At 61.9% G+C, this 22741-nt stretch carries 26 protein-coding genes and 1 pseudogene; 21 read left to right on the top strand and 6 right to left on the bottom strand.

Annotated elements, in window-relative coordinates; translation table 11 throughout:
- The first annotated feature begins 47 nt into the window (after positions 1-47).
- A complete protein-coding gene (locus tag K1X12_RS04565) occupies positions 48-875 on the top strand; it encodes a sulfotransferase domain-containing protein (RefSeq protein ID WP_220986447.1) in 828 nt (275 codons plus the stop codon).
- On the opposite strand, the gene K1X12_RS04570 is transcribed toward K1X12_RS04565, so the two are convergent.
- Together K1X12_RS04570 and K1X12_RS04575 are read right to left on the bottom strand one after the other, a co-directional pair.
- Positions 865-1551: a glutathione S-transferase gene (locus K1X12_RS04570; protein ID WP_220986448.1), complete on the bottom strand. Its 687-nt coding sequence runs from the start codon at positions 1549-1551 to the stop codon at positions 865-867. The genes K1X12_RS04565 and K1X12_RS04570 overlap by 11 nt on opposite strands.
- A complete protein-coding gene (locus K1X12_RS04575) occupies positions 1548-1844 on the bottom strand; it encodes a YciI family protein (RefSeq protein WP_220986449.1) in 297 nt (98 codons plus the stop codon). The genes K1X12_RS04570 and K1X12_RS04575 overlap by 4 nt, the downstream gene beginning before the upstream one ends.
- A 164-nt stretch (positions 1845-2008) precedes the next feature.
- Here K1X12_RS04575 and K1X12_RS04580 point away from each other — a divergent pair, with 164 nt between their 5' ends.
- On the top strand, positions 2009-2689 hold the full coding sequence (locus K1X12_RS04580) for a TetR/AcrR family transcriptional regulator (protein ID WP_225907870.1): 681 nt from the start codon (positions 2009-2011) through the stop codon (positions 2687-2689).
- Between the two features lie 359 nt (positions 2690-3048).
- Here the strand turns inward: K1X12_RS04580 and tsaD are convergent, their stop codons facing one another.
- Positions 3049-4134: a tRNA (adenosine(37)-N6)-threonylcarbamoyltransferase complex transferase subunit TsaD gene (gene tsaD, locus K1X12_RS04585; RefSeq protein WP_225907871.1), complete on the bottom strand. Its 1086-nt coding sequence runs from the start codon at positions 4132-4134 to the stop codon at positions 3049-3051.
- Positions 4135-4248: 114 nt separating this feature from the next.
- Between tsaD and K1X12_RS04590 the strand changes: the two genes are divergently transcribed.
- The 6 genes from K1X12_RS04590 (at position 4249) to K1X12_RS04615 (ending at position 8828) form a co-directional block, all read left to right on the top strand.
- Positions 4249-4818 carry a thermonuclease family protein gene (locus K1X12_RS04590; RefSeq protein ID WP_220986452.1) on the top strand — a complete coding sequence of 190 codons (570 nt, stop codon included), beginning with the start codon at positions 4249-4251 and terminating at the stop codon, positions 4816-4818.
- Between the two features lie 75 nt (positions 4819-4893).
- Positions 4894-6552, top strand: a complete 1659-nt coding sequence (locus K1X12_RS04595; protein ID WP_220986453.1) for a serine hydrolase domain-containing protein — start codon at positions 4894-4896, stop codon at positions 6550-6552.
- 42 nt (positions 6553-6594) lie between these two features.
- Positions 6595-7116, top strand: a complete 522-nt coding sequence (locus tag K1X12_RS04600) for an RNA polymerase sigma factor (RefSeq protein WP_220986454.1) — start codon at positions 6595-6597, stop codon at positions 7114-7116.
- Positions 7109-7696 (top strand): hypothetical protein, encoded by a 588-nt coding sequence (locus tag K1X12_RS04605; protein WP_220986455.1) that lies wholly within the window; start codon positions 7109-7111, stop codon positions 7694-7696. The genes K1X12_RS04600 and K1X12_RS04605 overlap by 8 nt, the downstream gene beginning before the upstream one ends.
- A 68-nt stretch (positions 7697-7764) precedes the next feature.
- Positions 7765-8190, top strand: coding sequence for an MAPEG family protein (locus K1X12_RS04610; RefSeq protein WP_220986456.1), 426 nt, complete (start codon positions 7765-7767; stop codon positions 8188-8190).
- Positions 8191-8411: 221 nt separating this feature from the next.
- Entirely contained in the window at positions 8412-8828 is a 417-nt protein-coding gene (locus K1X12_RS04615; RefSeq protein ID WP_220986457.1) for a hypothetical protein, read from the top strand.
- 23 nt (positions 8829-8851) lie between these two features.
- Here the strand turns inward: K1X12_RS04615 and K1X12_RS04620 are convergent.
- Positions 8852-10036 (bottom strand): annotated as a pseudogene (locus K1X12_RS04620) (IS3 family transposase).
- Between the two features lie 112 nt (positions 10037-10148).
- Here K1X12_RS04620 and K1X12_RS04625 point away from each other — a divergent pair.
- A complete protein-coding gene (locus tag K1X12_RS04625; protein WP_220986458.1) occupies positions 10149-10415 on the top strand; it encodes a hypothetical protein in 267 nt (88 codons plus the stop codon).
- Positions 10416-10503: 88 nt separating this feature from the next.
- Here the strand turns inward: K1X12_RS04625 and lepA are convergent, their stop codons facing one another.
- A complete protein-coding gene (gene lepA / locus K1X12_RS04630) occupies positions 10504-12309 on the bottom strand; it encodes a translation elongation factor 4 (RefSeq protein WP_220988794.1) in 1806 nt (601 codons plus the stop codon).
- 169 nt (positions 12310-12478) lie between these two features.
- Here lepA and K1X12_RS04635 point away from each other — a divergent pair, with 169 nt between their 5' ends.
- The 8 genes from K1X12_RS04635 to ruvB all read left to right on the top strand — a co-directional run bounded on the left by K1X12_RS04635 (position 12479) and on the right by ruvB (position 18895).
- Positions 12479-13297 (top strand): hypothetical protein, encoded by an 819-nt coding sequence (locus K1X12_RS04635; RefSeq protein WP_220986459.1) that lies wholly within the window; start codon positions 12479-12481, stop codon positions 13295-13297.
- The gene (locus K1X12_RS04640) at positions 13266-14087 is read left to right on the top strand and encodes a hypothetical protein (protein WP_220986460.1); all 822 of its coding nucleotides are present in this window, start codon (positions 13266-13268) and stop codon (positions 14085-14087) included. The genes K1X12_RS04635 and K1X12_RS04640 overlap by 32 nt, the downstream gene beginning before the upstream one ends.
- Before the next feature lie 100 nt (positions 14088-14187).
- Complete coding sequence (locus K1X12_RS04645; RefSeq protein WP_220986461.1) at positions 14188-14748, top strand: protease inhibitor I42 family protein; 561 nt, start codon at positions 14188-14190, stop codon at positions 14746-14748.
- Between the two features lie 8 nt (positions 14749-14756).
- Entirely contained in the window at positions 14757-15854 is a 1098-nt protein-coding gene (locus tag K1X12_RS04650; protein WP_220986462.1) for a Rieske 2Fe-2S domain-containing protein, read from the top strand.
- 147 nt (positions 15855-16001) lie between these two features.
- A complete protein-coding gene (locus tag K1X12_RS04655) occupies positions 16002-16595 on the top strand; it encodes a fasciclin domain-containing protein (RefSeq protein WP_220986463.1) in 594 nt (197 codons plus the stop codon).
- A gap of 145 nt (positions 16596-16740) precedes the next feature.
- Positions 16741-17247 (top strand): crossover junction endodeoxyribonuclease RuvC, encoded by a 507-nt coding sequence (gene ruvC, locus K1X12_RS04660; RefSeq protein WP_220986464.1) that lies wholly within the window; start codon positions 16741-16743, stop codon positions 17245-17247.
- Entirely contained in the window at positions 17244-17867 is a 624-nt protein-coding gene (gene ruvA, locus K1X12_RS04665) for a Holliday junction branch migration protein RuvA (RefSeq protein WP_220986465.1), read from the top strand. The genes ruvC and ruvA overlap by 4 nt, the downstream gene beginning before the upstream one ends.
- Positions 17864-18895 carry a Holliday junction branch migration DNA helicase RuvB gene (ruvB, locus tag K1X12_RS04670; protein ID WP_220986466.1) on the top strand — a complete coding sequence of 344 codons (1032 nt, stop codon included), beginning with the start codon at positions 17864-17866 and terminating at the stop codon, positions 18893-18895. The genes ruvA and ruvB overlap by 4 nt, the downstream gene beginning before the upstream one ends.
- On the opposite strand, the gene K1X12_RS04675 is transcribed toward ruvB, so the two are convergent.
- Positions 18892-19269: a DUF983 domain-containing protein gene (locus K1X12_RS04675; RefSeq protein ID WP_220986467.1), complete on the bottom strand. Its 378-nt coding sequence runs from the start codon at positions 19267-19269 to the stop codon at positions 18892-18894. The genes ruvB and K1X12_RS04675 overlap by 4 nt on opposite strands.
- A gap of 75 nt (positions 19270-19344) precedes the next feature.
- Between K1X12_RS04675 and K1X12_RS04680 the strand changes: the two genes are divergently transcribed.
- From K1X12_RS04680 to K1X12_RS04695, 4 genes are all read left to right on the top strand, one after another.
- A complete protein-coding gene (locus K1X12_RS04680; protein ID WP_220986468.1) occupies positions 19345-20490 on the top strand; it encodes a DUF3137 domain-containing protein in 1146 nt (381 codons plus the stop codon).
- Positions 20487-20945, top strand: a complete 459-nt coding sequence (locus K1X12_RS04685; protein ID WP_220986469.1) for a YbgC/FadM family acyl-CoA thioesterase — start codon at positions 20487-20489, stop codon at positions 20943-20945. The genes K1X12_RS04680 and K1X12_RS04685 overlap by 4 nt, the downstream gene beginning before the upstream one ends.
- 210 nt (positions 20946-21155) lie before the next feature.
- Positions 21156-21869, top strand: coding sequence for a MotA/TolQ/ExbB proton channel family protein (locus K1X12_RS04690; RefSeq protein WP_220986470.1), 714 nt, complete (start codon positions 21156-21158; stop codon positions 21867-21869).
- A 12-nt stretch (positions 21870-21881) separates the two neighbouring features.
- Positions 21882-22319 (top strand): ExbD/TolR family protein, encoded by a 438-nt coding sequence (locus K1X12_RS04695; protein ID WP_220986471.1) that lies wholly within the window; start codon positions 21882-21884, stop codon positions 22317-22319.
- Positions 22320-22741 lie beyond the last annotated feature (422 nt).

Raw genomic sequence — 22741 nt, forward strand, 5'->3', positions numbered from 1 at the left:
CAACATGGACATTGCCTTCCCCGGCAATGACGCATAGCGATAGCCCGATGAACAGTGCTGAACCGCAATCCTATCTCGCCAAGGTCCACAGCGACCGGTGGACCAATTTCTCCGTGCTCCGCCACGGCGCGTTTGACGGATTTCTTGTCACCTCGAAAAACTCTGGCACTCATTGGGTGAAGTATATGTTCGCCGTCGCGCTCGCCGACACATACGGCATCGCGCGGCCGCAATATTTCTCCGAGAATGCGGTGCGGCCCTATATCGGCTGGCCGAAGGACAAGCCGGTCTTTCCGCAATTACCAAGGCTGGCATTCAGCCACACCATTCCCCACCAGCTGGCCGATTGGGGCTGGGCGCGGGGCCTCGCTGGCCTGCCGCCTTATGTGCTCTGTGTACGCCATCCGATGGCGATCCTGGCATCGCACCATGCCAAATGGGAATACGACATCAAGGTCGACTGGCTGGAATATCTGAAGGGTGATCCTGAAGGGAAGCGCTATCGCTGCGACCTTTACTGGCTGGCGCGTTTCTGGAACCGCTGGGGCGAAGTGGCAGAGAAATATCCTGCCTCGATCCTCCGTGTGCAGTATGAAGAGACGCGGGCCGATCCGCGCGCCGCGCTGGAAGCCATGGCCCGGCATTGGGGCATCGCGCTGAAGCCCGAAGCGATCGAGGCGGCGCTGGCGGAAGGCACCAAGGACGCGATGGCAAAGAAGGTCGATCCTGACGCTGAGCCCAATGTGCTGCAGAACCGGCAGGTATCGCTGGAGGAATTGTTCTCGGGCGAGGCCATGGAGATTTATGCGGAGCGTGTGAAGACGCTGTTCCGCCATGATCTCGGCTATGACCTGATGGCGTCGCCTAAGGCTTGAGATAGCCGCTGGAGCGACCATCCGGACCGTAATTGATCCACCAGGGCTCTGCGGCAGCCTGTGCTTCGAGTTTCAGAAAATCCGGATCTTCCAGAACGGCGGCGGCGTAATCGGCGGCGGCGCCCGAAAGCGGCAGGCCATAGGTGCGGAAACGGGTAACGACCGGCGCGAAGAAGGCGTCCGCCCCGGACCAGGCACCAAAGAGGAAGGGGCCGGGTTCGGCGGTGTTGCCACCATATTGAGCGCGCAGGCCGGACCACATGTTCTGGATCCGGATTATGTCGACTTCCAGCTCCGGGATCATATCCGGCATGGCGGCGCGGGCGCGGATGTCCATCGGGCAGGCCTTGCGCAGGGCGGCGAAGCCCGCATGCATCTCGGCAGCGACGGCGCGGGCGATGGCGCGCCGAGCGGTATCCTTCGGCCAGATGACGCCGGAGCCAGCCAGTTCAGCGACAAATTCGGTGATCGCGAGGCTTTCCCAGATCTCGATCCCGTCCCAGATCAGCAGGGGCACTTTGGCCGTGGGGCTGATCTGTTTGAGGCGGGCGGTTGTCTCCGGGAAATCCAGCGGGATGATTTCTTCCTCAATGCCGAGCCCGGCCTTGCGCACGGCGAGCAGGGGACGGATCGACCAGCTGGAATAGTTGAGATTTCCGGAGACGAACTTTCTCACTCCGGTTTGCCTCCACCGAAGGCCCAGCGGGTTTCGAGGATCGAGACGCGGCCAAACACGCCGCCTTTGACATAAGGGTCGGCTGCATTGAGGGCGCGGGCGGCGTCGGCGCTTTCGGCCTCCATGAGGAAGACCGAGCCGATCATCTTGCCATCTTCATTGAGTAGCGGCCCCGCCATGCGGCAGGTGTCGCCCAGGCTGACAACCCATTCCAGGTGGGCGGGGCGGGCGGCGGCGCGGCGCTCGGCGCCGTCGGTCTCATTGTCCAGGCAATGCAGGCAATAGAGCGGCATGGCGTTTCTCTCCCTGTTGTTCCAGGCGGCTATGGCACAGGCGGGCGGGGAGTGTCACCGGCAATCTTGGGAACCCTGCCAGTGTCAAGATTCTAACAGTAAATGTATATTGAACACTATATTGATCGTTCAGCGATTTGCTGTACACTCATCTAATGACTCAGATGGACGACACCCGGAAGATGATCCTCCACGCCGCCGTGGAGCGCATTCTTCACTATGGCTACTCGAAGACGACGATGGCTGAGATTGCCAAGGACTGCAACATGTCCGCCGGCAACATCTATCGCTTCTTTGCCTCGAAGCTCGACATTGCCGAGGCGATGGCTCGGAAGTTCAACGAAGAAGCATATGCCACCTTCGCCAAGATTGCTGCGCGCAAGAGTTCGGCGGCCGACCGGATGCGCGAGATTTTCCATTATGAGCTGACGCGCACCTATTCGGCGATCGCCGAAGAGGCAAAGATCCTTGAAGTCGCGGAAGTCCTGGCTGACGAACGTCCGCTTTACATGAATGAGAAGCTGGCAACCGAGCGGACCTATCTCGTCCAGATCATGAATGACGGGGTTGCCAGTGGTGAATTCCGCGCGATCGAGAATGCCGAAGAGGTCGCCGAAATGTGGCAGGCGGCGCTGATGAAGTTCCGTTTCCCGCAGTTGTTCTCGAAGCTGACGCTGCCGAAGCTTCAGCGGGAAATTGATGGTGTGATGGATTTGTTGCTGGCCGCGCTATCGCCCGGCGCCACGACACCAGCAGCCTGGGAAGGCCTGCCGGAGACGGTCGATCCGCATTGCGCACCGACTGTTGATGACATCATGAAAAAGCGGCTGAACGCTGATCAGTGAACGAAATCGAATTTATTCATTGATTATTCCTCAGGGCGTGCTATATGACGTTCATGGGCAGCGGTGGTCGCAGGCCCAACCCGTCAGAAAGCTCTCACCATGTCCTCGTCGTCTCAGGAAAATCGCCAGTCCCTCCTGTCGTTCCTCGCGGCAATCCCGGCCGCTGCCCTCGTCATGTGGGCGACCCTGCAGCTCGCAAATTTCGTGGTCTAAGGCCATAATTCACCGCCACAGCAGGCGTTTCCCCTGCCGCTTGCTGTGGAGTGCCGGCCCGGGTTTTCCTCCCGCCCCATCCGGCAAAACGGGCGCCTTTCAGACGGGCGCCCGTATTTTTTTGTCCTGAAGTGAAGGGTTTTCCGTCAGGCCTTGGCGCCGCGGCGGCCCGCGCCGAAGACAGGATCTGCCTTGGCAGAGGCTTCGTCTAACGGCCAGCGCGGGCGCGCGCCTGATGCGAGGCCTTCGGCGTCTTTGCCCGCAGCGAGGCGTTCGGCCCCGGCGAGCGCGATCATCGCCGCATTATCGGTGCAGTGGCGCAGAGGCGGGGCAATCAGCCGGGCGCCGTTGGCGCTTGCGGCCGCTTCCAGCGCGGCGCGGATTGCCTTGTTGGAGGCGACGCCTCCGGCCACGACGAAGCGCTTTTCATCTGCGTCCGCATCAAATCCAGCCAGCGCGCGGCGCGTTTTTTCTGCAAGCACATCGCAGATTGCGGCCTGGAAGCTGGCGCAGATGTCTGCCTTTTCCTGATCGGTGCGGGCGCCTTCCGAGGCGCGCGCGATGGCCGTTTTGAGGCCCGCAAAGCTCATTTCAAGGCCGGGCCGGCCCAGTAGCGGGCGCGGGAAATCATGTGCCTTCGGATTGCCCGAAGCCGCCATTTTCTCAACCGCTGGGCCGCCGGGAAAGCCAAGGCCGAGCAGCTTGGCCACCTTGTCAAAGGCTTCGCCCGCGGCGTCGTCAATGGTGGAGCCAAGTCGGCGATAATCACCTAGCCCGCGCACTTCGAGAAACTGGCAATGCCCGCCGGAAACCAGCAGCAGGAGATAAGGGAAGGGGCAATCTTCGCTGAGGCGAGGCGAGAGGGCATGCCCTTCCAGATGGTTCACCGGGATAAAGGGCTTGCCGGCGGCCTGCGCAATCGCCTTGCCGGTCATCAGCCCCACCAGAACGCCGCCGATCAGGCCGGGGCCGGCAGTTGCGGCCACGCCGTCCAGATCTGCGTATTTCAAGCCCGAGGCATTCATGGCGGCGGCGACGGTCAGGTCCGCCAGCTCGGCATGGGCGCGTGCAGCAATTTCCGGCACCACACCAAGATAGGGCGCATGTTCGGCCAGCTGGGTACGGATCACATCGGAGAGCAAAGTGGCTTTCCCGTCTTCAAAGCGCAGCACGGCGGCAGCGGTTTCATCGCAGCTGGTTTCGATGCCGAGGAGGGTCAGGGGCTTGCTCATGGGGCGCATATAGCGGGGCGGGGGCGGGGAATCGATTGAATTTCAACAGTCCGGGGAACTCAATGGAGGGGTTTTTCGGAGAAGCTGCGTGCCGGGACCAGGGAGGAAGGGCCTATGGCGCGCAAAGCAGGCGTTCTCGAGTTTCGACGACCGAAGCGGCGTGCCGTGCTGATCCCTGGCATCCAGCGTACAAACAAGCTGCGTTTTGGGCGCAGGCGCCCAATGAGTGTACCGCGCCAGCTGTTGATTCTGGCCATCGCGCCGCTCGGGCTGCTAGCGGTTGTGGCCATGACCGAGCGTCAGGCCAGTTTGCGTGATCCGGTGCCTGAAGTCACGGCCCATCCGAGTGCAGCCAGGCACGCTGTTTCCTGGGTGGACGGCGACAGTGGCAGGATCGGTGAGGTACGTTTCAGGCTGTATGGGGTGGACGCCCCAGAAGGCTCGCCCAGCAAGGCTTATTGTGACCTGGAACAGCGAAGGGCGATTGGCGCAAGGCTGGCTGCCCGCACACTGACCAATCAGGGAAATGTCCGCATCGAGGAGATGGGAATGGACCGCTATGGCAGACTGCTCGTCAGGTTGTCTGTCGCCGGAGAAGATGTTGCCAGCAAGCTGGTCGCGCAGGGGCATCTCAAGACCTGGGACTATGACGCCGGCGAGACGAAGCCTGATTGGTGTTCCTGAAAAATGGCGTCTTCCGGTCCACGCCAAATAGGCTAGCTTGCCCCCAAGGAACTGATGACGGGGAGTGGGATGCGGATGGACCGGCGCGCCTTTATTGGCGGAGCAGCGTTTACGCTCGGATTGGCGGCTTGCGGCGGGCGTGCCGGGGGCCTTGCTGGCCCGCCCGCACCAGATGGCCTGCTGTTGCCGGTACGCGACTACATGGACGCCCATCGTGCGGCCTGGGGCCTGCCGGGAATGACGCTGGCGGCTGTCTCCCGCGAGGGGGCCAGCGCGACGGCCACCAGCGGCTTTGCCAATCTGGAAACGCAGACCCCGGTTGATGGCGATCACCTGTTCCAGATCGGTTCTATTAGCAAGATGTTCACGGCGCTGGCAGCCTGGTCGCTGATTGCGGAGGGCAAGCTGGCGCCGGAAACGCGCCTGGCCGACCTGCTCGACAATGTCGTCATTCAGGGCGGGGAGGGTATCACGCTCCAGCACCTGCTGAACCACACGTCGGGCCTGCCGGCCGACGTACCAATCTTTGCCGAAGGTGGGCTCTGGGTGGGCTATGATCCGGGCACAAACTGGTCCTATTCCAACACAGGATACGACCTGGCAGGACGGATGATGGTGGCCGCCAGCGGGCAATCCTATCCGGACCTCATCCAGACACGCGTGCTGGACCCGCTGGGAATGACGCAGACCAAACCGGCAATTCGCACGATTGACCGGCCGCTCTATGCGCAGGGGTATGAACCGCTCTATTTCGACCGTGCCTTGCCGCGTCCATTCCCGGTTGCGCCCGCGCCCTGGATCGATTCCGATAGTCCGGCAGGCTGCATTGCCGCGACCAGCGAAGACATGTCAAAATTTCTCCGTTTCCTGATCGATCTTTCGGCGGGGAAGGGTGGGTCTGTTTTGCCCGATGACATTGCCGTTCGCTTTCTGGCGGACCCGGTCTCCGGCTGGGGGCCAGATGCTGCCTATGGCAATGGCATCGCGCGGATCAGGGTTAATGGCCGGGATTATCTCCACCATACGGGCGGTATGGTTTCCTTCTCTTCCTCGCTGCATGTGGATATTGAAGCGGGCGTGGCGGCTTATGCCTCGTCCAATGTGCATTATGGCTTTGGCTACCGGCCTGTGCGTGTGACAGCATATGCCTGCGAAACACAGCGGGCCGCCGGGGCCGGGCAGGCGACGCCGGTGGCTCCGCTGCCGTTCGATCCGGTCGAGGGGCCGGAGCAGTTTGCCGGAACGTTTATGGCAGCCGATGGGGATGTGTTCGAAGTCATCCTGAAGGAAGGCGATTTGCGTTTGCTCCGTGCGGGCCACGATAGCGCGCTTCAGGGCCTGATGGCGCAGCGCTTCTCCACCGACGATCCCGACTTCGCCTTCGACGGCGTGGTGATTGAGGCGGTGGACGGCAAGGCCGTACGTGCTTGGGTTGGTGCGAAGGAATATCTCGTCGATCCGTCTGCGGGGTATAAGCCTGCGGCGCCGACCGAGCTGCTGGCGCTGGCAGGGCGGTATGTCGATGACGACCGCTGGGGCGTGCCGGTCAGCGTCTATGCCCGGGATGGGGCTTTGCTGCTGGAGAATGTCGCGCCATTGGAGCTGATGCCGGAGGGGTATTGGCGGATTGCCGGGGAGGAGGGCGCAGAGCGCCTGCGCTTCGACACCGTCATCAATGGCGTGGCGCAGGTGCTTGTTTATTCGGGAATTCCATTCGTGCGCCGGGACATTTGAACCGGCATGTAAGAAGTTCCCAGCGGGCCGGACTATAGGGGCATGAAGCAGATGCCCGATCAGGAAAAGCGCTACAGGGAGGCTGCCGCCGAGCATGGACCGGCGATGCAGCGTCTTGCCCGCGCGATGGAGGCAGATCCCGCCCGTCGGCAGGATTTGCTGCAGGAGATGCATGTTGCGCTCTGGCGCAGCCTCGCAGGGTTTGACGGACGGTGCAGCCTGAAAACATGGGTCTACCGTGTGGCGCATAACACCGCCTCGACGCATGTGGGCCGGGAGGTGCGCCGCAATCGCGGCCTCGTCGGCGTCGAAGCGATCGGCGATCTGCCGGGGCACGATAATCAGGCCGCAGAGTATGAGCGGGAAGATGCGCTGGAGCACCTAAACGCCTGGATCCGCGCGTTGAAGCCGGCCGACCGGCAAGTGATGACACTCTATCTGGAAGAGCTGGACGCGCCGGCGATCGCGGAGATTACCGGCTTTACGCCGGGCGCCGTGATGACCCGGATTTCTCGCCTCAAGGCGCGGCTGGCAAAAGATTTCAAGGAAGCAAAGCATGACTGAGACAGATCCTCTTCGCGCCCTCTGGGCCGGGCAGGCGACCCCGGAATTCGCCATGACGCCAGAAGCGCTGCGCCAGAAGGCGGGCGGCTTTCAACGCACCATCCGGCTGCGGAACATCACCGAATATGCCGCCGCGATTTTCGTCGTCGGTGTGTTCGGGTGGATGGCGTTCCTGATCCCGGAGCCGGTGGTAAAGCTTGGCTGCGCGCTGATCGTGGCGGGTACGCTCTATGTCTGCTGGAAGCTCTATCACGTGGCGAGCGCGGCGGGGCGCAAGCAGCTGGATGCCGCGCTCAGCCTGACGGCGTTTCACCGGGCCGAACTGACGCGGCAGCGGGACGCGCTGGCTACCGTCTGGCGCTGGTATCTCTTGCCCTTCGTGCCGGGAGTACTGGTTTTCCTCGGCGGGGTGGCGTTCACGCCGGCCAATCCTGCGCCGCTGGCGGCAAAGCTGATGATGTTCCTTGTGGAGATTGGCTTCTGCGGGGTGATGTTTGCGGCAATTGCCTGGCTGAACGCCCGTGCAGTGAAAGGGCTGGATGCGGAGCTGGCGGCATTGGCAGAGGCAGAGGGCGAATAATCGCTTGATTTCCTTGAGGGCAGGGCGGCAGATTTGCCGCCCTGAACGTCATATTCCGGGAGGTTTCCATGACCCAAGCCATTCTTCTGCCTGCCGCCGTTCTTGTTGCGTGGACGCTGGTGATCTGGGTCTGGATGCTGGCAACGCGCGTGCCCGCCATGCAGAAGGCGCGGCTGCATCCGGAGAAGGCCAGGCATACGCGCGGCGACGCATGGAACGCGCTGCCGTCCGAAGTTCGTCAGGTGGCGGACAATTACAACCACCTGATGGAACAGCCGACGATCTTCTATGCCATCGTGATGGTGCTGGCCGTCAGCGGCGAGGCAGGCATGGTGGATGTGGGCCTTGCCTGGGCCTATGCGGGCCTGCGCATCCTCCACTCGCTCTGGCAGGTGACGCGGAACGTCGTGATGATCCGCTTCTACCTGTTTGTGGTGTCCACGCTGGTCCTGTTCCCGATGGCGGGCCGGGCGATTTATCTGCTAGCGCTATAATGACGCAAGTGATGTGGACCGGCGCCAATGCGCAACGAATTTCTCGCGGATGGTGTCGCCATCCGGAGGATGGGGGCTCGAATTTTAGCAATTGAGACCGTAGAATTTTTTAGATTAGTATAGATACAAAAGGGCTCAGAGACATCTCGATTACATGATTTTGCTTGAATGAGATCTACGGCAAGAGGTGTTGTAGATTACTATATGGAAGGGGCGGGCTGATGATGAAAGCTCAAAAAATACTCGGACGATGTGGCGCGCCGATACTTTTTTTATTTGGTGCCGCTTGCGCCAATACTATTCCAACTCCCGATATGGCTTTCAATGCAAATACTCCTCAAGCACTTCTAGTAACTACGGGGGAGTTACAGCAAGTTCGCGGCAACTTAAGTGACTACAAATTTCGTCGAGTAAATCTCGAGTCGCGGGAGTTTGTTGGGGAAACTGTCACTATTGGTTTTGGGTTTGCTAAGGACAGATCCGGAGACGAACTTCGCGAAGCTAGCGGAGAGCGCATTAAAAACCGTACGCTGTTCGCTGTAAAAGCCGTAGAGCCCGGTGACTACGTTCTGGTGGGCCAATTCGAAGTTAGCAGTGGAACGCCGTACTCCGAGATGGGCTCTGTTTGTTATTCTTGACCCAGCCCCCTGATCCGGGCCGTTTAATTGGAGACTCTGTTCGCCTTTCTTTCTGGTTGGGGGTGGGTGGTCAAGGCCCGCTGAGCGGAGCTCTTGCGTAGCTCAGGCGAAGCGGGCCGGGCTCGCCGCGCCTGGTCGGCGAACATCGCCGGAGCGAGACCGCCGAGGGATGTATGTGGGCGGACAGTATTGTAGTCGATCCGCCATGTCTCGATTATGCTGCGAGCTTCGCTCAGCCGGTCGAACAGGTGTTCGTTGAGGCATTCGTCCCGCAGGCGGCCATTGAACGACTCCACGAACGCATTCTGTGTCGGTTTTCCGGGTGCAATGTAGTGCCATTCGATGCGGGCCTCCTTCACCCATTTCAGGATCGCGTGACTGGTCAGCTCCGTGCCGTTGTCGGAGACGATCATCTGAGGGCGGCCACGCTGGTCGATCAGACGGGAGAGTTCCCGCGCAACGCGGATACCCGACAGCGAGACATCGACAACCGTCGCCAGGGCCTCGCGTGTGAAGTCATCGACGACGCAGAGCGTCCTGAACCGCCTGCCATCGCTCAGGGCGTCGGAGACGAAGTCGAGGCTCCATCTCTGGTTCGGCCCCTCGGGGAGGTGCATCGGGCTGCGGGTGCCGACTGCGCGCTTCCGGCCGCGCCGGCGCTTCACGGCGAGACCTTCCTCCTGGTAGATCCGGAACACCTTCTTGTGGTTAGCGCCCAGCCCCTCGCGGTCGAGCAGAATGCCCAGCCGACGGTAACCAAACCGGCGGCGGGTCGCAGCCAGCGCCCGCAGACGCTCCCGCATGACAGCATCATCGCCTGCCTGTTTCTCATATTGGAACGTTGACCGGTCCAGCTCAGCCAGCTTGCAGGCCCGACGTTCGCTCAGCTCATGCACCTCCATCAGGTGCTGCACGGCCTTGCGTTTGACATCGGGCGTCAGAAGTTTTTTGACGCAAGATCCTTCAGCGCTGCATTGTCCAGCATTGCCTCGGCCAGCAGGCGCTTCAGCTTGCTGTTCTCGGTCTCCAGCGTCCGCAGCCGCTGGGCGTCCGACACCGTCATCCCGCCAAATTTGGCCTTCAGCTTGTAGAAGGTCGCATCCGACAGACCGTACTTGCGGCAGATGTCTGCCGTTGGTCTTCACGCCACTCTCGTGCTCCCGGATCATCGCAATGATCTGCTCGTCTGTGAATCTGCTCTTGCGCATGTGTCATCCTCTCTAATCGAGAGAGTCTGCAAAATCATGGCCGGAATTCAGGGGGCTGGGTCACTCTGATAGAGCGGCTGTATTTCGTTTAGAGGCTGGCAAGATACAAATTGTGGATGCCTATAAAGGCCCCTTGCTATCCTATAATGCGACATCAGCAAAGCGTGTGCGCCCTGATCGCATTGAGCCAGACTTCGATAAATTGCGTCAAGGCTATCCCAATGTTCAGGGGGAGGCTAACGTTGTGTCACCCATTGCCATGATTCAATGGCCTATTGAAAAAGGAAAGTTTTTTGGGGCGGGTCTGCTTCAAAGATGCTCAGAAGCGGCGACGTTCAAAGTTCTCGCCAAGTCTTCCAAACAAGGCCTAATAGATTAGGTTAGTCTTCGGCGGTTCGGTTGCGCGCGCACCGACGAAATTCAGGCTCTATATATAAACTCTGTATAAAGCCGGTCTTTCTCGATGATCAATCCCCATCCATCCGGAGGGCTGCCACGAAGGCTTCCTGCGGGATTTCCACCTTGCCGAACTGGCGCATGCGGGCCTTGCCGGCCTTTTGCTTGTCGAGGAGTTTGCGTTTGCGCGTGGCGTCGCCGCCATAGCATTTCGCGGTCACGTCTTTCCTCATGGCACTGATGGTTTCACGCGCGACCACGCGGCCACCGATGGCGGCCTGGATCGGGATCTTGAACATCTGGCGCGGGATCAGCTCTTTCAGACGTTCGCACATCTGGCGACCACGGCTCTCGGCGCGGTCGCGGTGGACCAGCATGGCGAGGGCGTCGACAGGCTCTTCGTTCACAAGGATCTGCAGCTTGACCAGGTTTTCGGCGCGGTGGCCGATGATGGTGTAGTCAAAGCTCGCATAGCCGCGCGAGATGGATTTGAGGCGGTCGTAGAAATCGAACACCACTTCGTTGAGCGGCAGTTCGTATTTCACGCAGGCCCGCCCGCCCACATAGGACAGCTCGGTCTGGATGCCGCGGCGGTCCTGGCAGAGTTTCAGGATCGAGCCGAGATATTCGTCCGGCGTGTAGATGGTTGCGGCAATCCACGGCTCGCGGATTTCCGAGATACGGACAATATCCGGCATGTCGGCCGGGTTATGCAGCTCGATTTCCGTGCCGTCCGTCATCGTCATTTCATAGACCACGCTGGGCGCGGTCGCGATGAGGTCGAGGTCGAACTCGCGGCTGAGGCGCTCCTGGATGATCTCAAGGTGGAGCAGGCCAAGGAAGCCGCAGCGGAAGCCCATGCCGAGTGCGGCGGAGGTTTCCATTTCCCAGGTGAAGGAGGCGTCGTTCAGGCGCAGCTTGCCCATTGCGGCGCGCAGGTCGTCAAAGTCGCCGGCATCCATCGGGAAAAGGCCGCAGAAGACGACCGGCTGCACGTCCTTATAGCCGGGTAATGCTTTGTCTGTAGGCCGCTTGTCCTCGGTGATCGTGTCACCGATCGAACAGTCGCCGACTTCCTTGATCGAGGCGACGAAATAGCCGACCTCGCCGGGGCCGAGGGCATCGGTTTCGGTGAGCTTCGGGTTGAACGTGCCGACCTTGTCGATCTCGTAGACGCCGCCGGTGCGCATCATGCGGATCTGCTGTTTCTTCTTCAGCACGCCGTCATGCACGCGAACGATGACCACGACGCCGAGATAGGGGTCGTAATAGGCGTCAACGAGCGCAGCTTTCAGCGGCGCGGCCTGATCGCCGCCGCGTGGCGGGGGCAGGCGCGTGACGATGGCTTCGAGCACATCGGGAATGCCAAGGCCGGTCTTGGCCGAAATCTGGACAGCGTCAGAAGCGTCGAGACCGATGATCTCCTCGATCTGCTCCTTCACGCGGTCCACGTCAGCGGCCGGCAGGTCGATCTTGTTGAGAACCGGCACGATCTCATGGTTCTGGTCGATGGCCTGATAAACGTTGGCCAGCGTCTGGGCCTCCACGCCTTGCGAGGCGTCGACCACCAGCAGTGAACCTTCACAGGCGGCCAGGCAGCGGGAGACTTCATAGGCGAAGTCCACGTGTCCGGGCGTGTCCATCAGGTTCAGGACATACTCTTCCCCGTCCTGCGCCGCGTATTTCAGGCGGACGGTCTGGGCCTTGATGGTGATGCCCCGTTCTTTCTCGATATCCATGGAATCGAGCACCTGTTCGCTCATCTCCCTGTCGGAGAGGCCGCCGCACGCCTGAATCAGGCGGTCAGCAAGGGTCGATTTCCCATGGTCGATATGGGCAATGATCGAAAAATTACGGATTTTGTCGCGCGGAGTCATTTGCGGCATATAGCGGGCACTTCCCGGCTGGGAAAGTGGGTGCAGGCGGCGCCTTTAAGTATCAGCATGTGGGACTGGTTCTTGCGAGGGGGGTAAAGCTCAGTTAACTTTCGTCCAACGTCTGGAGGAACAGCCTATGGCGGACAACCCGGATCGGAGCTCATCCTCCTTGCGTGTCGTTGGAAATGACAAATCTGCCGACCGTGCGGCTGCGAAAAGTGCCAAGATCGAGCGGTTGACCGATCTGCATGCCGGCCAGATGGCCTCCATTGAAACCCGGTATGGCGGCCGCGTCAGCGACGCACAGGAATCCGTCGAAACGCTGGCGGCAAGATGGGACTCCATTCAGGCCGAGGTCGAACGCCAGCCGCGCTATGCGCGTGCCATCTTCTACTGGCCCTTGATGCTCGCTCTGATGCTGTTCGAGGTTCCGGTGAACCGGTTGAGCTTCGAGCTGTTCTTCCGCGAAAGCCCGACAGTGTCGCTCGGTGTGGCCTTTCTTGTCGGCGTGATCCTCGTGACGCTGGCTCACCGGCTGGGCCTGCTGTTTTGCCGCTTCGGCTATCACATCCGCAAATCCGGTTGGGTCAGCAGCCTCGTTCAGATCGTACTGATCACGGCCATCATGTTTGCGTTGGTTTATGGCGTCTCGGTGTTGCGCCAAGGGTATCTCGACTTCGAGACCCAACCTCAGGCGAGCTTCTCAGATATGCTGGCCGGCACGGGCGCCGTGCAGGCGGCCGGGGAGATGTTCAAGGCGGGTCTTGGCATTTCCGGCTGGATCTTCTTTGCCATCAATATGGGCATCATCGCAGTGGGGTTGACGGCCTCGTATTTCGCGCATGATCCCCATCCGGATTTTCAGGCGGTGGATATCCAGCGCAAGAAAGCGGAAAAGAAGCTTGCCCATATCAAGGGTCAGCGCGCCGATGCCGAGGCGATTGAATTGCGCCGCCATGCCAACCAGATCAACAGGGCCAGCGCCTGATCCGATGAAGATGTTTTCCGGTTTCCGGCGCGCCCTGCCGGTTCTTGCGCTCGGGATGCTGGCGGCCTGTTCCGGCGGCGAAGGCTTCGTGAACCGCACGGCTGACGATTACTGCACGCTCAGCGACCGATCGACCCTGTTCCTGATTGACCGCACGACGACCTTCGATGCAGGCGACCAGACGCGCCTGATGGAAAGCCTCGGCAGCGTGGTCGACCATCTGGAGACGGGCGACCGGATCATCATCGCCACGATCTCGGACCATTATTCCAACACCAAGCGCCTCGCCAATGCGTGCAAGCCGGGTTGCCCGGCGGCGTCCGGGCTGATGGATGAGATCGCGGGCTCCTGTTCCACGATGAAGGCCAAGCAGGACAGCCAGCAATTTGCCGCCACGCTGGCCGGATCGCTGCGCGAGATCGTCAACACTGCGGAAGATGCGTCGGGCTCGGACATTATCCGCACGCTCGGCCACTGGACCGGGAACAGCTCGGCCAAACCCTACACCCAGATCGTCGTTTATTCTGACATGCTGGAAAACAGCGACATGATCTCCTGGGCTAATTTCGCCGCCATGGACGAGGACCAGCTGATGTCTGTCGTGCGCGAGCATGGGGCGGAGGCCCACACGCAGGGAACCGGCGTCCGCATCATCGGCTATGGCCGCCTGCATGATAAGGCGCGCTCGCCTTTGCCGGCGGAGCTGGACGCGAAGCTGCGCAGCTTCTGGATGCGATATTTCCGCGATGGCGGCGGGCAGGCCGAATTCTCCGCCCAGATCGACGGCTGACCGCCTTCCTGCGGCAGGTGCCGTACATTGTGTCCAGTTGCCTTGGCGCTGCCGTGATCTTAGCGGTAGAATCAGAGTGTTGGATATTAAGGAGCCTCTCATGCGGAAATCTATTGGTCTGGCCGTTTCGGCCGCAGCGGTGCTGGGGCTGGCGGCGTGTGGCGCCGGAGAAGGGGGAGAGATCGATGCCGGCACGATCGACCCGCCTTCGGTTTCCGATGATGTGACCGATGGTTATGAAGAGTTGGAGATGCCTCAAGCTCCGACCGAAGAAGAGCAGGCCGCTGCGGCGAAGGCCGCTCAGCAGGAAGCCGAAGCCGGCGTTTTTTATGTCGGCGAAGACAAGGCGGGCACGGAAGTCACCCTCCCGGCCGGTGAAACGCTGCGCATCGAACTCGAGACTGTCCCGACCGCTGGCTATATCTGGCAGATCGTGGAGAAGCCGGACTTCCTGGAACTGACCGGTGAGCGCTCGCGTGGCACCAATCCGGCCATGCAGAGCCTTCCCGGCTTTACCGGCGGCAACCATTATATGAGCTTCGACCTCAAGGCCCTCTCCGAAGGCACGGGCGTCGTGAAGCTCACCGAGGGTCGCTCCTGGGAAGCCGCAGCACCCGAAGGCACTTTTGAAGTGACCGTTTCGGTCACGCGCGTGGAGTAGGGCGCCTCGTGGCCGACACCCAGCACAGCCAGCCGAAGGCAGGCATCACGCCAGACGGCTTCCTGACGGATAGCTGGTATCTGGCGGCGCCGTCTGCGGAGCTGAAGTCCGGCACGCAGCGCCGGATCATGATGCTGGGTGAACCGGTCGTGGTGGGCCGCACACCGGCGGGGGAGGCATTTGCCCTTAGGGATATCTGCCCCCACCGCCTTGTGCCGCTTTCTGCCGGCCAGCAGGTTCAGACCGAGGGGGAGTGGACCCTTCAGTGCCCGTATCATGGCTGGCGCTTCGGCACTGATGGCGGCTGCAAGCTGATGCCGAGCCTCACCGAGGGCAGCCCGTATGATCCGTCCAGGGTCAAAGTGCGCCGCTATCCGGTGCATGAGGCCAATGGCGCGGTCTATATCTATGTGGCGCATGATCCGCGTGTTGTGGGCGAGCCGGCTGTTCCGCCGCCGGATTTCGGGCCGTTGCCGGACAAGCCCAAATTCGTCATCCATGATCTCTTCAATGCCCATATGGACGATGCCGTGGTCGGTCTGATGGACCCGGCGCATGTGCCCTTCGTGCATAATCAATGGTGGTGGCGTCCGCCATCGACCGGGCTGAAGCTGAAGCAGAAGCCGTTCATTCCGACAGAGCGGGGCTGGGCGATTGACCGGCACGCGCCTTCGTCCAACTCCAAGCTCTATCGCTGGGTGTTTGGTGGGGATGTGATGACGGAGATCCGGTTTCAGCTGCCGGGCTATCGCTGGGAGATCATCTCCAACGCAACCGCGCGCCTGCTGACGCTCACCTGCCTGACGCCGGAAGCTCCCAAACGTACACGGATCACCCAGTTCACCTGGTGGACCGGCGCGCCGCTGCTCAACCTTGCCATTCCGATGGCCAAGCGCATGGGCAAGACCTTCCTGGCGCAGGATGGCCGCATGGTGGACCTGCAGAATGAAGGCATGGCCCACCAGAAAGCCATGCTCTGGATCGATGACATCGACGTTCAGGCCAAATGGTATCAGACGCTGAAACGCGAATGGACCGCAGCCCGCACCGACGACCGGGCCTTCGTCAACCCGATCGAGCCGCGCGTCCTGAAGTGGATGAGCTGAGGCCGGCAAGGCTTCGCCACGACAATGCCGCGAAAAAGCCGCGGAATTTTGGGAGCTTTCAGGCGGTTCGCGCGTTGCGCATGGGTGTGAAGCCGAACCGCCGGGTGCGGTCCGGTTTCCGGCGCACTTTCAAAAGGAACCCCACGCATGAAACCGTTTCTCTTTGCCGCCGCTGCGAGCGCGATTGTCCTCGCGGCCTGTTCGCCCGCTGTCGAGGAAGGCACGCCTACGGTTGCGCCTCCGCCTGTCGAAGCAGTTGACACCCCGATCGACGAGGCCATTGCCGAAGACACGGCAACGCCCGCCGAGGCTGAAACCCTGGTCGATGTGCTCGCCACCCGTCCGGAATTCTCCAGCCTGCTGGCGGCTGTTGATGCCGCAGGCCTGACCGAGACGCTGGCCGGCCCCGGCCCGTACACGATCTTCGCCCCGACCAATGATGCCTTCGCCGCTCTGCCGGCGGGCGAGCTCGACCAGCTGCTCCTGCCGGAGAACAAGGACAAGCTCGTCCGCATCGTCAGCTACCATGTCATTCCCGGCAAGGTTCTGGCCGCCGAAGTCCCGGCTGAGGAAGCCGGCACCGCCACCGTCAGCATCAACAATCTCGACCTCTCGGTCCGCCGCACGGCAGACGGCTCGGTGATGGTGAACCAGTTCACGGTCACCGAAGGCGACATCGATGCCGGCAACGGCGTCATCCATGTCATCGATGGCGTCCTCGTCCCGCGCATGGAAGAATAAGCCTCACAGGCATCCCGCCTGATCGGAAACCGCGCCGCCCTTGCCGGGATCGGCGCGGTTTTCGTGTCGGGGGTGGCCTGCCAACGCGAACAAAGAGTGAAAATTCAAACTGTCCTTAACTATCCGCGCTGATAGGGTGGTGCTGATGAGCACCCCGATTCGCATCCTCGGCATCGACCCCGGCCTCCGCCATACAGGCTGGGGCATCATCGAGCAGACCGGCGCGCGCCTTGCCCATGTGGCCCATGGCGTCATCGAGGCCCCGACGGACCTGTCGATGGCCGAGCGCCTTGGCCATATCTTCGAGGCGGTGGGCGAGCTGGCCCGGCATTACGCGCCCGACGCGGCCGGGGTTGAGGAAACCATCGTCAACGCAAACCCGCGCTCGGCGCTGAAGCTTGGCCAGGCGCGCGGCGCGGCCATGGCGGCCCTTGCGATGGCGGGCATTCCGGTAGCCGAATTTGCCCCCCGCCAGATCAAGCTGGCCATCGTCGGCACCGGCACGGCGGATAAGGAACAGGTGAAGTTCATGGTCCAGCGCCTGCTCCCCCGGGCAGGGGAGATGAAGCTCGACGCAGCCGACGCCCTTGCCTGCGCCATCTGCGCGGCGCATCACCTGCCCATGCAGCAGATCAAGAAGGGGGCGGCATGATTATCGGGCGCCTGAAGGGAGAGGTCGCCGCCGTCGGGCTCGACCATGTGCTGATCGATGTAAACGGCGTCGGCTATGTCGCGCTCGCCGGAACGCGCCTCCTGTCGAAACTGCAGACTGGCGACAAGATCACCGCGCATATCGAAACGCGCGTCACCGAAAGCTCGATCACTCTTTTTGCCTTCGCCACGGATGAAGAGCGCGCCTGGTTCGTGCGCCTTCAGGATGTGCCCGGCGTTGCCGGAAAGTCTGCCCTCGCCATTCTCGACGGGCTGGCCCCGGCAGAGATCATGGATGCCATCGCGCTTGGCGATGCCGGCGCCTTCACCCGCGCCAAGGGCATCGGCAAGAAGCTCGGGGAACGGATCGTTACAGAGCTTACCGGCAAGGCGCCCCCGCTCGGCCGTTTCGGCAAGTTCGAGGTTGCCGCTGTCGCAGGGCTCGCTTCGGCGCAGCCGGTGTCTGGCGGAACAGGTTCGCGCGCGGAAGCGGTCAGCGCGCTCGTCAATCTCGGCTATACGCAGGGTGAGGCCGCCAAGGCCGTCGCGGCGGCTGCCAAGGACGGCGCCGATGAAGTCGGCGCCCTCGTCAAAGGCGCGCTGAAGGAGCTGGCGCGGTGAGCCGCGAAGGAAGCCTCTCTGATCCAAATGCCCAGGGGCCGGACGCGCTGGATCGTGCGCTCCGTCCACAGACGTTCGACGATTATGTCGGTCAGCGCAAGGCGAAGGCAAACCTGAAGGTGTATGTCGATGCGGCGCGCGGCCGGAAGGAAGCGCTCGACCATGTGTTGCTGTTCGGCCCGCCCGGCCTTGGCAAGACGACGCTGGCGCAGATCCTCGCGCGGGAAATGGGCGTGGGCTTCCGCGCCACGTCCGGCCCGGTGATTGCCAAGGCGGGCGACCTTGCCGCCATCCTCACCAATCTTGAGCCCAATGACGTTCTCTTCATTGACGAGATCCACCGCCTTCCGGCTGTGGTGGAGGAAATCCTCTATCCGGCGATGGAGGATTATGCCCTCGATATCGTGATCGGGGAGGGGCCGGCGGCGCGCTCCGTGCGGCTCGATCTTGCGCCCTTCACGCTGGTCGGCGCCACCACGCGCGCGGGCCTTCTGGCAACGCCGCTGCGCGACCGGTTTGGCATTCCCGTCCGGCTTGAGTTTTATGAAGGCGAGGAACTGGGCCGCATCATCATGGCAGCCGGGCGCAAACTCGGTGCTCAGATTACGGAAGATGGCGCGGTCGAAATCGCCACCCGCGCGCGGGGCACGCCGCGCATCGCGCTGCGCCTCCTGCGCCGCGTGAGGGATTTTGCCGAGGCCGATGGCGCCGCGATCAATCGCGCTTCTGCTGCCAAGGCGCTCAAGCGGCTGGAGATTGACGAGGATGGCCTCGACGCGCTGGACCGGCGCTATCTCCACGCGCTGGTGAAAACCTATGCCGGTGGCCCGGTCGGCGCCGATACGCTGGCCGCCGCCCTCTCTGAAGCGCGCGACGCAGTGGAAGATGTGATCGAGCCTTACCTGATGCAGAAAGGCTATGTGGCGCGCACGCCGCGTGGCCGGGTGGCCGCCCCGCTTGCCTATGAGCGCCTTGGCCTGAAGCCGCCAAATGGTCAGCAGTCGGCTTTATTCGGCGAGGAGGACTAGGCGTCTTCTTCCTGTTCATGCGCGCCCATCGACCAGAAAAGGCCGATGATCGCGCCTTTGATCCGGGGCAGGAGGGTCAGCACGGCGCCAATCGCAAACAGGCTCAGCGCGGGCAGCGTCAGCCACATCGGCCAGCTTTCCTGCCGGGAGCTGATGAAGGTCAGCCCCGCCAGGAATGGACCGAGGCAGAGCACGGTCAGCCAGGGCGGGCCATCCTCGGCGCGGATCTTCCCGATCGGCGCGCCGCAGGCCGCACATACGTCCATCTGTTTCAGATAGCGCTGATAGAGCTTGCCCTCGCCGCAGGCCGGGCAGCGGTGCCGCAATCCGCGCAGAACGGGCAGCCAGGCAGGGGAGGAAGAAGCATTCGGCATAACTCAGCTTACTCCCGCACTGATCCCCCCGTTATGAGGGATGACGCCGCAGGACGCCGCTGCTAGCGTTTACGTATGACGATGGGGTGGGACGACATTGAGCGGGTGGACGGGTTTGCCGGGCTGCAGGCGTATGCCGAGGCTGAGGTTGTACCCGTTCTCGAAAGCGACACGCTCGCGCCGGGCAACGGCAAGAAGCTGCGAGGACGCCTCAGCCGCGCATTCACCGGCGGCTTCATCGCCTTCGTGATCACCTTCATGATCGTGCAGGCCATCATGCCGGACACATGGTGGGGCGAGACGCTCGTCTTCATCCTGTTCCCGCTGCTCTTCTTCGGGAGCATCATTGGGGTGGTGTTTCTGGTCCGGGGCTCGCTGATCAAGCTGATGCTGGAAGCGAAAACCCGCTTCCTCGTGCGCAGCCGGGCGCTGTCCCTGCTGGGCGAAAAGCTGGGACTGACCTATGTGCCGACGCCCGGCGGGCCGCCGGCCGCAATCAAATGGATGGCCGAGCAATCCTGGGCGCCGCAGGAGTTGAAGGACGCCGCCGCTGTCTTCGACGAAACCGCCGGCATGGAGGCGGCGGTCGATGCGGCGCGTGAAGCCGGGCTGATGATCGAAGCGAATGTTTATGTTGTCGGCTCGGCCGAGCAGAAGGAAAAGTACCAGAAGATGGCCGCCGGCCAGTCGCGCGTGGAGGATGGATTCCACGGGCGCCGGGGCGGGGTCGATTTCGAACTGTTCGAATGGATCGAGAAGGTCGAGGAAAATCCGGACATCTACCACCTTGTCGTTGTGCTCGAAGCGCCGCTGGCGCTGCATGGCATCACGCAAATGAAATCCCGCAAGGCAAGCTGGCCGCAGGATGCCAGCGATGTGAGGTTGCAGGAGGTTGATCTCGGTCCGAAGGCGTTCGACCAGCTCTACAAGCTTCGTTCTTCCGATCAGGTCGAGGCGCGCGCCATCTTCAATCCGGCAGTGATCGAGCGGGTTATCGCGCTCGCCGGGGGCGGGGAATACCGCGCCGTCGGCAAGGGCGACCGGCTGGTCTTCGACTTTCCCGGCGCCAACCGCTTTGCGCTGATGGATGTGGTCACCGGCGACTGGAACGCGGAGACGGTACAACAGACGGCTGCAGACCTGGCCGCCGCGCTGTCCCTCGTCGATACGCTCGCCCATGCCTTCATGCTGGCGCGGAAGTCTGATACGAGCGGAGCATGACCCTTCCTGTTCTCGACGCCCAGAATTTCGATGACGCCCGCCAGCACTGGATTGCGGTGCGCGTCTATTATGAAGACACCGATTTCACCGGCATGGTGTATCACGCCAACTATCTGCGCTTCTTCGAGCGGGGCCGGTCGGACCATCTGCGCGATGCGGGCATCTCGCACCAGTCCCTTCTGGCGCGGGAAGATCCTGCCGCCTTTACGCTTACGAATGTGAACGTCACCTATCGGAAACCGGCCAAGGTGGATGATCTGCTGCATATTCGCACGCGCTACCTCGGCATGGATGGTCCCCGTATCCGGTTTTCCCAGTCCTGCCTGCGGGGGGATGAAGTCCTCGCCGAGGGTGAAATCACGGCCGTGATGATCCATGCCGATGGCCGCTTGCGCCGTCCTATCAAGGAGATAGCGGATCATCTGGAGGCCTATCGCTGGCGCCAGCAAGATTAAGATTTCGCCATAATGGCTTAACCAGTAGGCACTAACGTGCCCGGCGACTGCGCAAAGCCTGCAACACGCCGTGTTTCTGCCGGATTTGCGATAGATTACAGAGCAGAAATAACCAGTGGCCGCAGTTGAACCCCCCCGCATTTCTGGTACCGCAGATGCGGTCCGGGGCGCTGCGATTTGCCCTGGCTCGCCAAGGAGATGACGAGACCTATGGAAACGGAAGCGATCGAAGCGGTAGCCAGCCATTCGGATTTTTCCCTGTTCAGCCTGCTGATGGCCGCTGACCCGGTTGTGAAACTTGTGCTGCTGGCGCTGTTCCTGGCTTCGGTCTGGTCCTGGATTGTAATCGGGGAGAAGTTCTTCAAGCTCGGCGCTCTGAAGAAGGCTTCGCGCGAGTTCGAGGAGGCCTTTTGGAGCGGCCGCGCCGGCGAGATCGATATGCGCCCCGGCCAGGGCGGCAAGGACCCGGCCAGCCGGGTTTTCATTTCTGCCGCGCGTGAGTGGTCCGATGCGGGCCGGCCCGTCGCCTCCACCGGGGAGGCCGCCGCGCTGGTCAGCCGCGCTGAACGCTCCATGCGCGCCGCTGTCGACCGCGAAGTCGCCCGCGCCAGCGCCGGTATGTCCGTGCTCGCCACCATCGGTTCGGCCTCGCCCTTCATCGGCCTCTTCGGCACGGTCTGGGGCATCATGAACGCCTTCCTGAACATCGCCGAACAGCAGGATACCAGCCTCGGCACCGTTGCCGGCCCGATTGCCGAAGCCCTCTTCGCCACCGGCCTCGGCCTCATCGCCGCCATCCCGGCGGTCATTTTCTATAACAAGTTCACGTCGGACGTGACCAAGCTCGCCGACCAGCTCGACACCTTTTCCCAGGATGTCCTCGTGCGCCTTTCCCGGCGCGCATCGGACGCTGGCGGCAAGTAAGAGGCGCGCGCGATGGGACTGATCCTCGGTTCAGGTGGCAAAGGCGGGCGGCGCGGCCGGCGCGCCCTCAATGCCGAAATCAACGTGACCCCCTTTGTGGATGTCATGCTGGTGCTGCTGATCGTCTTCATGGTGACAGCGCCGATGCTGGTGCGCGGCGAGCAGCTCACCCTGCCCAAGACCACCTCCGCCCCGCTCAAATCCGATCCCAACGACGCCCCGCTCACGGTCTGGATCAAGGCCGATGGCACGGTCCTCGTCCAGCAGACGGAAATGGACATCGACGGCCTCGGCGCCCAGCTCCAGGCGATCGTGGGGGAGGGGTATGACAAGGACGTCTTTCTCTATGCCGATGAAGCCGTGCCTTATGGCGTCGTGATGCAGGTGACCGCCGAAGTCCGCGGCGCCGGCTTCACCCGCATGTCGTTCGTAACCGAACAGAAGAAGTAGGATAATAGCAGCTACGAGATGTCGTTCCTTATCAACGCATTTCTTGTCGGGGTTCTCGCGGTTGCTGCGATCAGCTTCCTGCTATCCTATGGGATTGCGTTGGTGTTCCAGCCTGCGTGGAAGCGCGCTGGTCTCCGTCTGCGGATGTTCGTTGCCTTACCCTTCTCGCAGCTTCTGTTTGGGCTCTTGGTTTGGCTTGTTTTTCTCGCATATTTTCCTTCGTCGGAGGGAGCATCTGTTGATGCTGCAACAGCTACGCAGCTTGCCTTTCTGACTGTTGGCGCGCTGGGCTATCTTCCTGGCTTAATTCTTTGCGCGATCATGATCGCCATGTTGGGGGGCATAGATCAGAGAAATGGGTCGCGCTATTCGGCCGGTGTCGCTTTTTCGATTGCGGTGCATGGCGCCATAATAGGCGTGAG

Origin of the sequence: Hyphomonas sediminis (genome assembly GCF_019679475.1) — a bacterium.
Lineage (GTDB): Bacteria > Pseudomonadota > Alphaproteobacteria > Caulobacterales > Hyphomonadaceae > Hyphomonas > Hyphomonas sediminis.

Bases quoted from the DNA above. Each gene is read 5' to 3' on its own strand.
- K1X12_RS04565 (WP_220986447.1), top strand. From the start codon at position 48: ATGAACAGTGCTGAACCGCAATCCTATCTCGCCAAGGTCCACAGCGAC.
- K1X12_RS04575 (WP_220986449.1), bottom strand. From the start codon at position 1,844: ATGCCGCTCTATTGCCTGCATTGCCTGGACAATGAGACCGACGGCGCC.
- K1X12_RS04580 (WP_225907870.1), top strand. From the start codon at position 2,009: ATGGACGACACCCGGAAGATGATCCTCCACGCCGCCGTGGAGCGCATT.
- tsaD (WP_225907871.1), bottom strand. From the start codon at position 4,134: ATGAGCAAGCCCCTGACCCTCCTCGGCATCGAAACCAGCTGCGATGAA.
- K1X12_RS04590 (WP_220986452.1), top strand. From the start codon at position 4,249: ATGGCGCGCAAAGCAGGCGTTCTCGAGTTTCGACGACCGAAGCGGCGT.
- K1X12_RS04595 (WP_220986453.1), top strand. From the start codon at position 4,894: ATGGACCGGCGCGCCTTTATTGGCGGAGCAGCGTTTACGCTCGGATTG.
- K1X12_RS04600 (WP_220986454.1), top strand. From the start codon at position 6,595: ATGAAGCAGATGCCCGATCAGGAAAAGCGCTACAGGGAGGCTGCCGCC.
- K1X12_RS04605 (WP_220986455.1), top strand. From the start codon at position 7,109: ATGACTGAGACAGATCCTCTTCGCGCCCTCTGGGCCGGGCAGGCGACC.
- K1X12_RS04610 (WP_220986456.1), top strand. From the start codon at position 7,765: ATGACCCAAGCCATTCTTCTGCCTGCCGCCGTTCTTGTTGCGTGGACG.
- K1X12_RS04615 (WP_220986457.1), top strand. From the start codon at position 8,412: ATGATGAAAGCTCAAAAAATACTCGGACGATGTGGCGCGCCGATACTT.
- lepA (WP_220988794.1), bottom strand. From the start codon at position 12,309: ATGACTCCGCGCGACAAAATCCGTAATTTTTCGATCATTGCCCATATC.
- K1X12_RS04640 (WP_220986460.1), top strand. From the start codon at position 13,266: ATGCCAACCAGATCAACAGGGCCAGCGCCTGATCCGATGAAGATGTTT.
- K1X12_RS04645 (WP_220986461.1), top strand. From the start codon at position 14,188: ATGCGGAAATCTATTGGTCTGGCCGTTTCGGCCGCAGCGGTGCTGGGG.
- K1X12_RS04655 (WP_220986463.1), top strand. From the start codon at position 16,002: ATGAAACCGTTTCTCTTTGCCGCCGCTGCGAGCGCGATTGTCCTCGCG.
- ruvC (WP_220986464.1), top strand. From the start codon at position 16,741: ATGAGCACCCCGATTCGCATCCTCGGCATCGACCCCGGCCTCCGCCAT.
- ruvA (WP_220986465.1), top strand. From the start codon at position 17,244: ATGATTATCGGGCGCCTGAAGGGAGAGGTCGCCGCCGTCGGGCTCGAC.
- K1X12_RS04675 (WP_220986467.1), bottom strand. From the start codon at position 19,269: ATGCCGAATGCTTCTTCCTCCCCTGCCTGGCTGCCCGTTCTGCGCGGA.
- K1X12_RS04680 (WP_220986468.1), top strand. From the start codon at position 19,345: ATGACGATGGGGTGGGACGACATTGAGCGGGTGGACGGGTTTGCCGGG.
- K1X12_RS04685 (WP_220986469.1), top strand. From the start codon at position 20,487: ATGACCCTTCCTGTTCTCGACGCCCAGAATTTCGATGACGCCCGCCAG.
- K1X12_RS04690 (WP_220986470.1), top strand. From the start codon at position 21,156: ATGGAAACGGAAGCGATCGAAGCGGTAGCCAGCCATTCGGATTTTTCC.
- K1X12_RS04695 (WP_220986471.1), top strand. From the start codon at position 21,882: ATGGGACTGATCCTCGGTTCAGGTGGCAAAGGCGGGCGGCGCGGCCGG.